Source organism: Diaphorobacter sp. JS3050, assembly GCF_013154915.1.
Classification (GTDB): Bacteria; Pseudomonadota; Gammaproteobacteria; order Burkholderiales; family Burkholderiaceae_C; genus Diaphorobacter; species Diaphorobacter nitroreducens.
In genome coordinates, this window is record NZ_CP053553.1 from 3,851,874 (window position 1) to 3,864,888 (window position 13,015).

At 61.7% G+C, this 13,015-nt stretch carries 14 protein-coding genes, 1 tRNA gene and 1 pseudogene; 5 read left to right on the forward strand and 11 right to left on the reverse strand.

Translation table 11 applies throughout. From position 1 onward, the window contains the following. Positions 1-17 precede the first annotated feature (17 nt). Both HND92_RS18295 and HND92_RS18300 read left to right on the forward strand, forming a co-directional pair. Positions 18-488, forward strand: coding sequence for a hypothetical protein (locus HND92_RS18295; protein ID WP_172208937.1), 471 nt, complete (start codon positions 18-20; stop codon positions 486-488). A 142-nt stretch (positions 489-630) separates the two neighbouring features. Beyond that, positions 631-987: a phage holin family protein gene (locus HND92_RS18300; RefSeq protein WP_041836445.1), complete on the forward strand. Its 357-nt coding sequence runs from the start codon at positions 631-633 to the stop codon at positions 985-987. On the opposite strand, the gene HND92_RS18305 is transcribed toward HND92_RS18300, so the two are convergent. Then, the gene (locus HND92_RS18305) at positions 955-2,520 is read right to left on the reverse strand and encodes a M48 family metalloprotease (protein WP_172208939.1); all 1,566 of its coding nucleotides are present in this window, start codon (positions 2,518-2,520) and stop codon (positions 955-957) included. The genes HND92_RS18300 and HND92_RS18305 overlap by 33 nt on opposite strands. 111 nt (positions 2,521-2,631) lie before the next feature. Between HND92_RS18305 and moaC (HND92_RS18310) the strand changes: the two genes are divergently transcribed. After that, a complete protein-coding gene (gene moaC, locus HND92_RS18310) occupies positions 2,632-3,117 on the forward strand; it encodes a cyclic pyranopterin monophosphate synthase MoaC (RefSeq protein WP_172208941.1) in 486 nt (161 codons plus the stop codon). 20 nt (positions 3,118-3,137) lie between these two features. On the opposite strand, the gene HND92_RS18315 is transcribed toward moaC (HND92_RS18310), so the two are convergent. The 3 genes from HND92_RS18315 to HND92_RS18325 form a co-directional block, all read right to left on the reverse strand. After that, a tRNA-Arg gene (locus HND92_RS18315) sits at positions 3,138-3,214 on the reverse strand. 59 nt (positions 3,215-3,273) lie between these two features. Next, the gene (locus HND92_RS18320; RefSeq protein WP_011807118.1) at positions 3,274-3,585 is read right to left on the reverse strand and encodes a nucleotidyltransferase family protein; all 312 of its coding nucleotides are present in this window, start codon (positions 3,583-3,585) and stop codon (positions 3,274-3,276) included. Then, positions 3,582-4,031 (reverse strand): HI0074 family nucleotidyltransferase substrate-binding subunit, encoded by a 450-nt coding sequence (locus HND92_RS18325; protein WP_011807119.1) that lies wholly within the window; start codon positions 4,029-4,031, stop codon positions 3,582-3,584. The genes HND92_RS18320 and HND92_RS18325 overlap by 4 nt, the downstream gene beginning before the upstream one ends. Before the next feature lie 491 nt (positions 4,032-4,522). Here HND92_RS18325 and moaC (HND92_RS18330) point away from each other — a divergent pair, with 491 nt between their 5' ends. Together moaC (HND92_RS18330) and HND92_RS18335 are read left to right on the forward strand one after the other, a co-directional pair. Then, complete coding sequence (gene moaC / locus HND92_RS18330) at positions 4,523-5,023, forward strand: cyclic pyranopterin monophosphate synthase MoaC (protein WP_172208943.1); 501 nt, start codon at positions 4,523-4,525, stop codon at positions 5,021-5,023. Between the two features lie 86 nt (positions 5,024-5,109). Then, a pseudogene (locus tag HND92_RS18335) lies at positions 5,110-6,188 on the forward strand (IS630 family transposase). Between the two features lie 200 nt (positions 6,189-6,388). Here the strand turns inward: HND92_RS18335 and tfpZ are convergent. The 7 genes from tfpZ to sucC form a co-directional block, all read right to left on the reverse strand. Continuing rightward, a complete protein-coding gene (gene tfpZ / locus HND92_RS18340) occupies positions 6,389-7,147 on the reverse strand; it encodes a TfpX/TfpZ family type IV pilin accessory protein (RefSeq protein ID WP_172208945.1) in 759 nt (252 codons plus the stop codon). Between the two features lie 211 nt (positions 7,148-7,358). Next, complete coding sequence (locus HND92_RS18345; RefSeq protein ID WP_172208947.1) at positions 7,359-7,895, reverse strand: pilin; 537 nt, start codon at positions 7,893-7,895, stop codon at positions 7,359-7,361. A 343-nt stretch (positions 7,896-8,238) separates the two neighbouring features. After that, positions 8,239-8,874, reverse strand: a complete 636-nt coding sequence (locus HND92_RS18350; RefSeq protein ID WP_172208949.1) for an FHA domain-containing protein — start codon at positions 8,872-8,874, stop codon at positions 8,239-8,241. A gap of 104 nt (positions 8,875-8,978) precedes the next feature. Further along, positions 8,979-9,794, reverse strand: coding sequence for a Stp1/IreP family PP2C-type Ser/Thr phosphatase (locus tag HND92_RS18355; RefSeq protein ID WP_088888075.1), 816 nt, complete (start codon positions 9,792-9,794; stop codon positions 8,979-8,981). Between the two features lie 283 nt (positions 9,795-10,077). Further along, positions 10,078-10,761 (reverse strand): TerC family protein, encoded by a 684-nt coding sequence (locus tag HND92_RS18360; protein ID WP_172208951.1) that lies wholly within the window; start codon positions 10,759-10,761, stop codon positions 10,078-10,080. A 155-nt stretch (positions 10,762-10,916) separates the two neighbouring features. Further along, the gene (gene sucD / locus HND92_RS18365; protein WP_015914606.1) at positions 10,917-11,810 is read right to left on the reverse strand and encodes a succinate--CoA ligase subunit alpha; all 894 of its coding nucleotides are present in this window, start codon (positions 11,808-11,810) and stop codon (positions 10,917-10,919) included. Positions 11,811-11,829: 19 nt separating this feature from the next. Beyond that, positions 11,830-12,990 carry an ADP-forming succinate--CoA ligase subunit beta gene (gene sucC / locus HND92_RS18370; RefSeq protein ID WP_011807128.1) on the reverse strand — a complete coding sequence of 387 codons (1,161 nt, stop codon included), beginning with the start codon at positions 12,988-12,990 and terminating at the stop codon, positions 11,830-11,832. Positions 12,991-13,015: the final 25 nt, after the last annotated feature.

The window sequence follows — 13,015 nt, forward strand, 5'->3', positions numbered from 1 at the left end:
CCGACAGGAGATCCGCCATGGACAAGGTCATCGTGTATGTGGACGACGCAGCCTACGCGCGGCAAGTCCTGGAGCCGCTGACGGCCCCCGCCACTGCGGGCACGATCCACTGGGTGCTGGTGGCCTGCGCACCGCGCATGACGCACCGCATCAGCAAATGGGTGAGCCATAGCGCACGCGAGAACTGGCGCGCCAAATGGGCGGACAAGCTGTTTGCCCAGCTGCAGCCCTGGCTGCGGGCGGAGGGTGCGCCCATCAGCACGGTACTGGCCAAGGGGCCGCTGCCCGAGCTGCTGGCGCAGCTGCAGGCCGAGCATGGCGCGTGCAGGGTGGTAGACGCCCGTCGCCCCAAGCTGGAACAGGAGGTGAACACCCCGACCGACGCGGCGCCCGCCGCCGCGCCGGTCATCGTGCGCAAACCTCCACGGCGCTGGACGGTGCCCGGCTCGCTCGCCAGCCTGGGCCTGCTGTTCATGCTGGCCGACTGATCGGCACGGCAGGACTCGGCAAAACCACGGTTCAGCCCAGCCGGCCCATCGCGTGCGAGCGCAGATGGGCCGGCTTTTTTTACACGCGCTCATGCCGCATGCGGCGCGGCGCATTCACCGGCCTGGTGCTATGCTGCGCGCCATGCGACTACTGCTCAAATGGCTGCTGAGCGCGGCCGCCCTGCTTTGCGTGGCCTACCTCTACAGCGGCGTGGAGGTGCGCAGCTTCGGCGCTGCGCTGATCGCGGCCTTTGTGATCGGCCTGTTCAACGTGGTGCTGCGCCCGGTCCTCGTCGTGCTGACGCTGCCGGTGACCATCGTCACCATCGGGCTGTTCCTCTTCGTGATCAACGCGCTCATGTTCTGGGCCGCCGCGTCGGTGCTGGGCGACGGTTTCCAGGTACACGGCTTTACCGCCGCGCTGATCGGTTCGCTGATCTACTCTCTGCTGGGCATGCTGATCGAATCAGCGCTCGGCGGCCTGTTCCTTAAGAAGTGACTCCACGGCACGCAGCCGCGTGTCGATGATCGACGCTTCGATGTAGTCCCCCGCAGCGCTGCTGCGCCGCGCAAGGTCCTGCCCCGCCTTGAAACGATCCACCGCGGCCGCGTAGTCATAGCGTGCGGCGTGTGCCTCGGCCTCGGCGCGCACGGCGCGCAGGGACTGCCCCTGCTGTTGCCATACCTGCGCCAGCGCTTGCCAGACGGTCGCGTCCCGAGGATGCGTGGCTACCCAGGTCTGCAAGGGCCCCGCCATCTCGCCCGCCGCGCCCGTGCGCAGCAGGGCCTGGGTGCGCAGCAGCATCTCGGGCCGTGCGGGCGCGGGCGCGCTGGGCACACCGCTGCCTTCCGTGACGACGCTGCCCTGCAGGTACGTCAGCGCCGCGGGCGCGTCGCCCGCAGCCAGCTCCAGCTCAGCACCCAGCAGGCGCGCCTGGCGCAACGCGGCAGCATCGGTACCTGCGCTGGACTGCAGCGCACGCAACGCCTTGCGCGCAGCCGCCATGTCGCCCAACTGCACCGCGCTGAGGGTGGCCGCATACCAGGCCGCCACCCGCTGCGGTGCGGGCCGTGCGGCAAAGCCGGCGTCCTGCGGCTCGGCAACCCACTGTCGCCAAGCGTCGACACCGGGGCGCATCAGCACGCGCGCGCGCGCAGCCATCATCAGGTGCTCCAGCGTAGCCCGCGCGGGCTGCGCCGCACCCGGCGGAATGCGGCTGTGCATGTCCGCAATGCGCTGCGTGGTCAAGGGGTGGCTGCGCAGGTAGGGCCAACTGCCGTTGTCGTTGATGCGGTTGGCCTGCTGCAGCTTGTCGAACATGCCCACGAAGCCCTGCGGCGCAAAGCCAGCGGGCGCCATCAGGCCGTAGCCCACACGGTCGGCCTCGCGCTCCATGTCGCGCGAGAAGTTCAGCTGGCTCTGCACGGCCAGCGCCTGCCCACCCACCATCAGGGCCTGGGCCGCATCGGGGCTGCGGCTCGCAGCCAGCGCGCCGAGGATCAGCGCGCCCAGCATCAGCGGCGTCTGCCGCCCCTGCTGCGCGATGAGGCGTGAAATATGGCGCTGGGTGACATGGCTGAGTTCGTGCGCCAGCACCGACGCGAGCTCGTCGCGCGTACTCACCACGCCGATCAGCCCGAGGTGCACGCCAAAGTAGCCCCCCGGCAGGGCAAATGCGTTCACCGTACGGTCGCGGCCCAGCAAGATCTCCCAGGCAAAGCGTTCCTCGAGTTCGGGCGACAATTCCCCCCGCGCCTTGGCGGCCTGCACCAGTGGCAGGAACAGGCTCTGCACATACTCGTTCAGCACCGCGTCATCGATGTAATCCGGGTCGCGGTACAGCTCGCGGATGATGCGGTCGCCCAGCTTGCGCTCGGCACTGGTCGTCATCTCCAGGCCGTCTCCCAGTGTGGGCAGCGATGGCTGTGCCACCGCAGCCGGTGCTTGCAGGGAGCCAAATGCTATAAAAAAAGAAGCTGTCAGCGCTTTCCAGCTGGGCGCTGGGAGCCAATTTTGTAGAGAACCTTGCACACAACTCCTCCACCCGCGCGAACGGGCCGGCCATCAATCGCGGCCATCTACACATGGCCGTATGATGCCCCGGCCATTGGAATGTTTCGCACTCGGTTGTAACCCCCCCTTATGACAACGCCTACCTCTCCCCTCACCCACTTCGACGCCCAAGGCCAAGCCCACATGGTGGACGTCGGCGCCAAGCCGGCCACCCACCGAGTGGCCGTTGCCATGGGCCGCATCGAGATGCAGCCTGCCACACTCGCGCTGATCGAGTCGGGCACCGCCAAGAAAGGTGACGTGCTCGGCGTGGCCCGCATCGCCGGCATCATGGCGGCGAAGAAAACCAGCGAGCTGATTCCGCTGTGCCACCCCTTGGCCCTCACCCGCGTGGCCGTGGAGTTCGAACTGCTGCCTTCCGACAACGCTGTGCAATGCACGGCTACCGTGGGAACGGTGGGGCCTACGGGGGTGGAGATGGAGGCCCTGACCGCCGTGCAGGTGGCGCTGCTCACCATCTACGACATGTGCAAGGCCGCAGACAAGCGCATGGTGATGACCGGCGTGCAGCTGCTGGAAAAGCACGGCGGCAAGTCGGGAAGCTTTGTGGCCTGATGCGGGCCACGGAATGTGGGTGGCCTGCCCGGAGGGACTCGAACCCCCGACCTATTGCTTAGAAGGCAATTGCTCTATCCGGTTGAGCTACGGGCAGCATGCGCAGGAAAGGGCGGATCATACGAGGAAACCCCCTCGGACTGGCGCTTGACGGGCTCAAAGAAGAACCTTCTCGCGCTCCACCCGCTGCAGGAAATCAGGCGGCAAACCCCGCCGCTCCACCACATCCACCCTGAAGGGCAAATCGCTTTGCTCGAACGCATCCTCCAGTGCCGCCCATTCATCCCAGGCCAGCGGCTGCCGGGTCTGCAGCAACAAATCCACGTCCGAGAAAGGGCGAGCCCTACCCGCCGCGCGCGATCCAAACACCCAGACCCGTGCCCCAGGCACCGCCGCATCTACGATGCGGCGGATTTCGCTGCGCTGGGCTGGGCTGAGCGCAAGGGAGGCAACAGGGCCGGTGCTCATGAGTCTGCCTGCTCGCGTGCGACAGCCCGCTCCAGCGCTTGCAGCAACGCCAGGGCATCGTGGCTGAACGCACCAATGGCAGCCGCCACTTGCGCCGCCTTGGCCTCATCGTAGGTGTGGCTGGTGGCATTGCGCATGGCACGCCAGCGGCGCCAAGCCTGCGGGTCTTGCAACAGCCCGGCATCCGCCCCCAACCTCACAAGGTCATTGAAAGACAAATCCTGAACCAGATCGGCAGCCAGAGACCGCTCAACCAGCACACGCCGCAGCATGCGCAGTGCGATCTCGTAGGTGTACTCGAAGGACTGGATCACCGCCGAGCGCAAATGCGGCTTGAATACCGAGCCCTCCGGCTGATCCTGCCAAAGCTGCAAAGCCTCCGCCATTTGCGCATACGACTTGCGCAGGGCTGTCAGGTCAATGCTGGGAGTCGATGAAACAGGCATGGCCGCATTGTGGCAGCGGAATAGGAGGCACGGCAAATGGACTGCTGGAACTTTGCCCCCAACGCATCTGCGTGATGTGGGCAAAGTCGTCGAAGCCGCGCCGGAGCGATGGGCCAATGCGGCCGCCACCCGTCCTGTAATGGACCCATGACCCTTCGTCTCTCGAAGAAAACTGCCCGCCGCGTCAGGCACACACTCGCCCTCTAATGCGCGCATGAGCGGCGATGCGCTGATCGTTCAATTCTGCACCTCAAATCCATCCCCCGGCAAAAAACGGCCACCACAGCCGGTGCTTGCAGGGAGCCAAATGCTATAAAAAAAGAAGCTGTCAGCGCTTTCCAGCCGGGCGCTGGGAGCACATTTTGCATAGAACCTTGCACAAAACTCCTTCACCCGCGCGAACGGGCCGGCCATCAATCGCGGCCATCTGCACATGGCCGTATGATGCCCCGGCCATTGGAATGTTTCGCACCCGGTTGTAAACCCACCTTATGACAACGTCCCCCTCTCCCCTCACCCACTTCGACGCCCAAGGCCAAGCCCACATGGTGGACGTCGGCGCCAAACCGGCCACCCACCGCGTGGCCATTGCCACGGGCCGCATCGAGATGCAGCCCGCCACACTCGCGCTGATCGAGTCGGGCACCGCCAAGAAGGGCGACGTGCTCGGCGTAGCGCGCATCGCCGGCATCATGGCAGCCAAGAAGACCAGCGAGCTGATCCCGCTATGCCATCCCCTGGCATTGACGCGGGTCGCTATTGAATTTGAAGTCGCCAACGCACGCGTGGATGGCGCTTGCGGCATATTCTGTGCAGCGACTGTGGAAACGGTAGGGCCCACCGGGGTTGAAATGGAGGCCCTGACCGCAGTGCAGATTGCCCTGCTGACGATTTACGACATGTGCAAGGCGGTGGACCGGGCGATGGTGGTGCGGGATGTGATGGTGACGGAAAAGCGAGGGGGGAAGTCGGGAGTGTATGTGGCAAGCTGATGCAACCTAGTGTGGTGTCTCAAAAATAGATAGAACTATTTTGACCGGTGTTGGTCGAATCAGCTTCCTTATAGGAGACTACGCTGATGGCCCACCCTGGACGCCCCGCCACGAAGCTGCAGATCACCGATGCCGAGCGCGCAGAGCTGCATGCGCGACTGCGCGTACGCAAAGCGCCCGAGGACGAGAAGCTGCGCATGCGAATCGTGCTGGGCTGCGCAGATGGGGAGTCGGGCACCATGATTGCCCAACGCTTGGGCACGACGGTGCAAACTGTCTCCAAGTGGCGGCGGCGCTACCGGGCGTATCGTCTGGCGGGTTTGACCGATGCCCGCGCGCTGGCCGCCCGCGCAGTGTGGGCGACGAGCAGGTTCAGCTCATTGTGGACAAGGTTCGCCAGAGCAAGCCTGACAACGCCACGCACTGGAGCGTGCGCCAGATGAGTCGGCACGCTGGCGTATCGCCCGCGACGGTGCAGCGCATCTGGCATGCCTTTGGGCTGAAGCCGCACCTGCAAGAAACCTTCAAGCTATCGACGGATCCCCATTTCGTGGACAAGGTACGGGATGTGGTGGGGCTGTATATGGCACCACCCGATCGCGCCTTGGTGCTGTGCGTGGACGAGAAGAGCCAGATCCAGGCTCTGGATCGCACCCAACCAGGGTTACCACTGACGTTTGGCAAACCCAGCACGCGCACGCACGATTACAAGCGCCATGGCACAACGTCGCTGTTTGCAGCGCTGGATGTGGCCACTGGCAAAGTCATAGGACAGCTCAAGCGCCGTCACCGCAGTGTGGAATTCCTGCAGTTCCTCAAAGCCATCGATGCAGCGGTGCCTGGCGAACAAGACATCCACCTGATCATGGACAACTACGGCACGCACAAGACGCAGGCAGTGCGGGCCTGGCTAGCAGCCCATCCTCGCTACCACGTTCACTTCACGCCCACCTCAGCGTCCTGGCTCAATCTGGTCGAGCGTTTCTTTAGCCAGATCAGCGAGCAGTGGATCAAGCGCAGCGCCCACACCAGCGTTGCTCAGCTGGAGCAATCCATACGGGAATACATTGATCGTCACAACGAGGATCCCAAGCCGTTCGTGTGGCATAAAAGTGCGGACACCATCTTGGCATCTGTGGCGCGGGCAGCGAGTACCATTATTTGATGATTACTTTTGAGACACCACACTAGACTCCATTTCATTGGGGAAGACAACGCCCTTTTCACTCAGAGATCTTCGTCACCTGTGCCGACGGAGACCGCAGGCAAAGCTAAAGCGTATCACTCTCTCTGCCCCGCCCAAGTGAGCAAAGGCCTCCGAAAAAATGGCTGCAACGCTTGTGAATGGGGGCTACTTCCTTTACATCAAAAGGAATCCAGGGGAATAAATCCCGCTGGCTCTGCGGTAGCGGCATCCAACAAGACTGTCCATGCGTTATTTCTGCCGAGCAAAGGCAGATAGCGCAACTGGGGCACGGTTTTCCCTGTACTTTCGACGGCCCGATAAATCACTGAAACTTGTGACGGAAAGCGCGTCTCCAGCTCTGCAACTGGCTTGGCCTCTTTGAGAATGTCGACAACGCTGTCCCTATAAGGTTGCCAGAGATCACTGCGTGCCGGTAACGGCGCCCCCCCCATTGCCGCAATAGTGGCGTCAATCTGTTCTGCCGAATTTTTGAATGGCCGCAGTGCAATGGCGGTGGGCCCCGTCATCGGCAATTTTTGCAGTTCCCTCGGTGCTTTGGAAAGTAGCGCAAGATCAACATCAATGGCGTGAACCACTGCCATTCGGTTGTATTCAAACACCAAGTGCACAGGCCGCGCAACAAACACCGTCCATATTCCATAGCTCAATGCAGCCAACTGCAGCAAACCCACAACTAAGAAATCCGTCATCAGCTCGCGTCGAGGTTTGTTGCGGTTAAAGATAACCAGCGTGATCAATGGTCCCATGACCACATCCACAAATACCACCAGCAAGAAAAGTGACCGCCCCCCGGATATTTCGCGATAGGGGTATGGATACCACAACCCAAACACCACCACAGCGGCCAGCGCCGCAATGCTCAGGCTGACGCCCAGATGAATACAACTGGCGTGCAAGCGCCCTTTCCAACTTCGCATGGCCGTATGGTCTTCCGACTAAAGGTTATTCAATCCATGAGGGTAATGCCCCGGTTTTTATCCTTGTTCTATCGTATGCGGGGGCTGACCCCATCAGCAGGTTGCACCACACTTTCTGCCACTCTAATCTTATCGTGGAAATACAAGCAGGCCACAGAAACAAAAAAGAGCGCCGAAGCGCTCCTTTCCCGATGTGCATAGTGCCCAGCGATTATGGGTAAGTGCCGCGGCAGGAAGCGGGCAAATACTTGGAAGGGATGGTGGTGCCATCGGTGGTATTGCCACAACGCCAGCCATTGATGTTCTTGCCACCGTCTTTGGTGCCATCCAAAGCATTGGTAGCGTCAATCATAGGCGTGATGGTCAGAACGTTGGTGCTGGCCGTCAGCTTGTTCAGGTTGGTGGTATCAGCCACGATCCAGATCTTGCCGTTGGCATCCGCACCGCTCAATTTGTCGCTACCTGCGTCGGGAACGCCATTGGTTTCTTTACCAGCAGTCACCAGCTTGCTGCCGCTGACAGTGCAAGCCTTGGGCAGTTCTTTAGAAACGTCAGCAACGCCAGAGTTTTGCACAGCCTCAGTAATACCTGTGCGACATGCAGAGCCAGCCAAAACGACTTCCGACACCTTGGCGCGTACAGTGTAGTCTTGATAAGCAGGCAAAGCTACAGCAGCCAGAATACCGATGATCGCCACAACGATCATCAGTTCGATCAAGGTGAAACCTTGTTGCAAGGTACGCTTCATAAATCCTCCTCAGAATTAGGTAATAGCCCCCGCAGAGGAATCCTGCGGGTTGAGAAAACTTGAGCAGCTTCTGTGCCAACACCAGAATGCAACCAAACGTTGCAGCGCGCGACATTTTTCACCAGTTTTCCAGCCCCCACAAAGGAAGTGTCCAACCAATCGGTCACACGTCGACACATTTGTCACCCCAAGGTGTTCTACGTGGAGAACTACGCAATTCGGTCTGTTAGAGGCAGCGCGGCATTCTGCGACCCGCGGCAGCACCCCTTCTCCCATCAGGCGCTAACGGCTTTTAAAAGCGAAGCGCTAATGATCGCCACACTAGCGTTGCCCTCTGCACGCTCTAGCCTTGCACAAACTCCATCTCAGTGCTGGCCAGAGCGATGCGGTCACCATTCTTGAGAGTTATGGGGTCCACTCCAATGCGCGTACCGTTCAGGAACGGAAAGTCCCCACCCTCCACATGAGCCAGCACGAAGCCACTGTGCCGCTTGGTGATGGAAGCCACGGCCACGCCGGGCTTGCCAATGGTGGTAACCACTTTTGTCAGAGCCACCTCACGGCCGGCGGCGGGGCCGTTCATCACCCGCACGGCGGCGCTCAGCACGACTGGAGCAGAGGCCGCAGGCTTGGCCAGTGGCGGCAACATGCCCGGCTTGAAGACCATCGTCTTCTCATAGTCGTGACCAGGCTCTTCGTGCAGGAAGCGGATCTTGTACTTCCCCAATTCCACCGTGTCGCCGTTGCGCAAAGGCTGCCGCTTGATGGCCTTGCCGTTGACATAGGTGCCGTTGGTGCTGCCCAGGTCTTCCACTTCCACATCATCCCCATTCATGAGGAAGACCGCATGTTCACCACTGACGGCAAGGTTGTCGATGACCACGTCGTTGTAGGGGCGGCGGCCTACCGTTGTGCGTTCCTTGGTGAAGGTAACTTCCTTGATGACAACTCCATCGATCGACACGACCATTCTGGGCATGATCACTTTTCCTTATCCAAACAACTTAGCTAGTAGAGAGAAGTAGCAATTTCCGGGCACAGGCAAATGAAGCCCTGGCGGTCGGGCTGAGCTTGGCGGAAGGGTCACGAGGTGCGCAGCAGGCGCGCCATGAGGCCGCCGCGTTTTTTGGCGTCCTGAGCGAGTTGCGTTTGCGCCAGCACTACGCTGATGTTGTCCCGCCCTCCCATGGCGTTGGCCATGGCCACCATGCGCGCCGCTTTATCTTGTAGCGCAATGGGCATCCGCGCCAGTTCGGCCAAATCTTCGTCACTCAACATATCCGTCAGGCCGTCGGAGCAAAGAATGAACAAGTCACCGGGCTCGACAGGAAATTCGTTGATTTCTATGTGCACGGACACATCCACCCCCAGCGCCCGTGTAACCAGGTTGCGCTGCCCCGAAACGGCTGCTTGTGCCGGTGTGAGCAGTCCCAGGTCGATCTGCTCCTGCAACCACGAGTGGTCGCGCGTGATCTGCCGCAAGAGGCCCTCGCGCCACCGGTAGCAGCGCGAATCACCGATGTGGCCGAGAATGAGCCGGTCGTCACGGAACACGCCGACGACCAGCGTGGTACCCATTCCCAGGTACTGCGGGTTGGACATCGAGGCCCCGAGGATCGCGTGGTTCGCATTGTCCACACAGGCCTCTAGTGCATGCCGTACATCCGAAGGTGATGCCGCGGAGCCGTCGCCTTGCAGCCAGCGGACCATCTCGGTGCCGATGTAGGTGATCGCCATCCCGGCAGCCACCTCGCCCGCGTTGTAGCCCCCCATGCCGTCGGCCAGGATGACCATCTGCGCCGTCTCATGGATGGCCACAGCGTCTTCGTTGTTGGAGCGCACCCGCCCCGTGTCCGTCAACGCGCAGAATTCGTAGCTCAGCATCGGCAGAGGTTTCATAAGAGACTCCCGCGAGACGCCTCACGCGAAGGCGCTTTACATGCGGTTGAGGATGGCATCGCTGCATATCCCTCACAACCAGCATTGCGGGACTGCGCATCATAGTCGAGGCGCACGGGGCGACAGGTCCGTCATGATGTTGAACGCGTGCAAGCCAGGCCCGTTGACGTGTGTTGCAAAAGAGGCCCTACGCAGCCCCTTCTTGCCTGCCATTTTTGCTACTTCAAGGACATGTCCGTCAGGTCGCGGCACATTCCCGTCGCACTACCGCGCGCCAGACTTTTCACGCCTGCCGAGGTTCGCCGCGGGATTGCATCAGCTTGCCCACCATCACCACCAGCACGGCGCCCGCTATGGCGGCTACGTAGTGGAGCCACGGGTGACCCATCGCGTAATCGTGAAGCAAGTTGTCGTTGACGATGGTCTCGCCTCCCACCCAACCGATCAGCGCGGCCCCCAGCGTGACGATGACGGGAAAGCGTTCCATGAGCTTGATCATCAGGGTGGAGCCGAAGATCACCAGCGGTATGCTGATGGCCAACCCCAGGACGAGCAGCACCATGTTCCCCTGGGCGGTCGCGGCGACGGCAATGACGTTGTCCAGGCTCATCACCAGGTCGGCAATCAGGATAGTGCGGATGGCCGCGAACATGCCTCCTGCGGATTTGGATGCGCCGTCATCTTCCTCTTCGCCCGTGAGAAGTTGATAACCAATCCACAGCAGCAGACAGCCCCCGACGATCTGCAGGAAGGACAGTTGGAGCAGCTTGGCCGCCACTACCGTCAATACGATGCGCAGCACCACCGCCGCGCCGGAGCCGAACATGACGGCCTTCCTCTGCTGCTGCGCAGGCAGCGAACGCGCCGCCAGGGCGATGACGACAGCGTTGTCGCCCGACAAAATGATGTTGATCCAGACGATCTTCACCAGGCCGATCCAGAAATCGGCATTGCTCAAGTACTCCATTGATGGCTCCAGTGTTATGAATCGAAAACGCCAGCCTGGGTCAACCAAGCTGGCGTTTCTTTTGTGTTGGAGCTGTCAGTGTAGAGAGGGACGACCCTCTCGCGCGTGCGTAGTTTTGCGTAACCTGGCGCGCTACACCGCGCCAGGCTCGCGGATTACAGCAGGCCCTTGAGCAGGCGACCCATCTCGGAAGGATTGCGGGTAATGGTGAAACCGCACTCTTCCATGATGGCCAGCTTGGCGTCCGCCGTATCGGCGCCGCCGGAGATCAGCGCGCCCGCATGGCCCATGCGCTTGCCCGGAGGAGCGGTCACGCCTGCGATGAAGCCCACGATGGGCTTCTTCATATTGGCCTTGCACCAGCGGGCAGCTTCTGCCTCGTCGGGGCCGCCGATCTCGCCGATCATGATCACGGCGTCGGTGTCAGGATCGTCGTTGAAAGCCTTCATCACGTCGATGTGCTTGAGGCCGTTGATCGGGTCGCCGCCGATGCCGACGGCGGACGACTGGCCGATGCCCAGTTCGGTCAACTGTGCCACGGCTTCGTAGGTCAGCGTGCCGGAACGGCTCACCACGCCCACACGGCCCTTCTTGTGGATGTGACCGGGCATGATGCCGATCTTGATCTCGTCCGGCGTGATCAGGCCAGGGCAGTTGGGGCCCAGCAGCAGCGTGCGCTTGCCGCCGGCGGCTTCCTTGGCCTTCATCTTGTTGCGCACTTCGAGCATGTCGCGCACGGGAATGCCTTCGGTGATGCAGATCGCCAGGTCCAGGTCGGCCTCGACGGCTTCCCAGATGGCGGCGGCCGCGCCTGCGGGCGGCACGTAGATCACGGAGACGGTAGCACCGGTTTCCTTGGCGGCGTCCTTGACCGACCCAAAGATTGGAATGTCAAAAATCTTCTCGCCGGCCTTCTTGGGGTTCACACCCGCCACGAAGCAGTTCTTGCCGTTGGCGTATTCCTGGCACTTTTCCGTGTGGAACTGACCGGTCTTGCCGGTGATGCCCTGGGTGATGACCTTGGTGTCTTTGTTGATGTAGATCGACATGTTTTATCTCCGGGCCTGCTTAACGGACGGCTTCGACAATCTTCGTGGCGGCTTCCGCCATGGTGTCGGCGCTGATGATGGGCAGGCCGGATTCGGCCAGCATCTTCTTGCCCAGCTCTTCGTTCGTGCCCTTCATGCGCACGACCAGCGGCACCTGCAGGTTCACGGCCTTGCAGGCGGTGATCACGCCGGTGGCGATGGTGTCGCACTTCATGATGCCGCCGAAGATGTTGACCAGAATGCCCTTGACCTTGGGGTTCTTGAGCATGATCTTGAAGGCTTCGGTGACCTTCTCGGGGGTGGCGCCGCCACCCACGTCCAGGAAGTTGGCCGGCTCACCGCCAAACAGCTTGATGGTGTCCATGGTGGCCATGGCCAGGCCCGCGCCGTTCACCAGGCAGCCGATGTTGCCGTCCAGGGAGATGTAGGCCAGGTCGAACTTGGAGGCCTCGACTTCCGCCGGATCTTCCTCGTCCAGGTCGCGCAGGGCCACGATTTCCGGGTGGCGGAACAGCGCGTTGGCGTCGAAGTTGAACTTCGCGTCCAGGGCCATCAGGTTGCCCTTGGAGTCGCAATTCAGCGGGTTGATCTCGACCAGGGACGCGTCGGTGTCCATGTAGCACTTGTAGAGCTTGGCGAACAGGTCCACCGCCTGGTCCACCGAAGCGCCCGTCAGGCCGATGGCTGCGGCCACCTTCTTGGATTGCTCGGGCGTGATGCCGGTCAGAGGGTCGATCATCTCGGTGATGATCTTCTCGGGCGTGGAGTGGGCCACTTCCTCGATGTCCATGCCGCCTTCGCTGGAGGCGATCAGCGCCACTTTCTGCGTGCCACGGTCGGTGACCAGGGACACATACAGTTCGTTCTTGATGTCGGCGCCATCTTCAATGTACAGGCGGCGCACCTTTTGCCCTTCAGGGCCGGTCTGGTGCGTGACCAGCTGCATGCCCAGGATCTCGCTGGCGCGTGCCTTCACGTCATCAATGGTCTTGGCCACCTTCACGCCACCGCCCTTGCCACGGCCACCGGCGTGGATCTGGGCCTTCACGACCCACACGGGGCCGCCGAGCTTTTGTGCGGCTTCCACGGCTTCTTGCACCGTGAAAGCGGGGATGCCACGCGGGACGGGCACGCCGAAACTGCGCAAGATTTCCTTGCCTTGGTATTCGTGAATCTTCATGAGGTCTCTCTCAGGGGAAGGATGG

Excerpts from the sequence above, each read along its gene's own strand:
- HND92_RS18295 (WP_172208937.1), top strand. The coding sequence starts at position 18 with ATGGACAAGGTCATCGTGTATGTGGACGACGCAGCCTACGCGCGGCAA.
- HND92_RS18300 (WP_041836445.1), top strand. The coding sequence starts at position 631 with ATGCGACTACTGCTCAAATGGCTGCTGAGCGCGGCCGCCCTGCTTTGC.
- moaC (WP_172208941.1), top strand. The coding sequence starts at position 2,632 with ATGACAACGCCTACCTCTCCCCTCACCCACTTCGACGCCCAAGGCCAA.
- HND92_RS18320 (WP_011807118.1), bottom strand. The coding sequence starts at position 3,585 with ATGAGCACCGGCCCTGTTGCCTCCCTTGCGCTCAGCCCAGCCCAGCGC.
- HND92_RS18325 (WP_011807119.1), bottom strand. The coding sequence starts at position 4,031 with ATGCCTGTTTCATCGACTCCCAGCATTGACCTGACAGCCCTGCGCAAG.
- moaC (WP_172208943.1), top strand. The coding sequence starts at position 4,523 with ATGACAACGTCCCCCTCTCCCCTCACCCACTTCGACGCCCAAGGCCAA.
- tfpZ (WP_172208945.1), bottom strand. The coding sequence starts at position 7,147 with ATGCGAAGTTGGAAAGGGCGCTTGCACGCCAGTTGTATTCATCTGGGC.
- HND92_RS18345 (WP_172208947.1), bottom strand. The coding sequence starts at position 7,895 with ATGAAGCGTACCTTGCAACAAGGTTTCACCTTGATCGAACTGATGATC.
- HND92_RS18350 (WP_172208949.1), bottom strand. The coding sequence starts at position 8,874 with ATGCCCAGAATGGTCGTGTCGATCGATGGAGTTGTCATCAAGGAAGTT.
- HND92_RS18355 (WP_088888075.1), bottom strand. The coding sequence starts at position 9,794 with ATGAAACCTCTGCCGATGCTGAGCTACGAATTCTGCGCGTTGACGGAC.
- HND92_RS18360 (WP_172208951.1), bottom strand. The coding sequence starts at position 10,761 with ATGGAGTACTTGAGCAATGCCGATTTCTGGATCGGCCTGGTGAAGATC.
- sucD (WP_015914606.1), bottom strand. The coding sequence starts at position 11,810 with ATGTCGATCTACATCAACAAAGACACCAAGGTCATCACCCAGGGCATC.
- sucC (WP_011807128.1), bottom strand. The coding sequence starts at position 12,990 with ATGAAGATTCACGAATACCAAGGCAAGGAAATCTTGCGCAGTTTCGGC.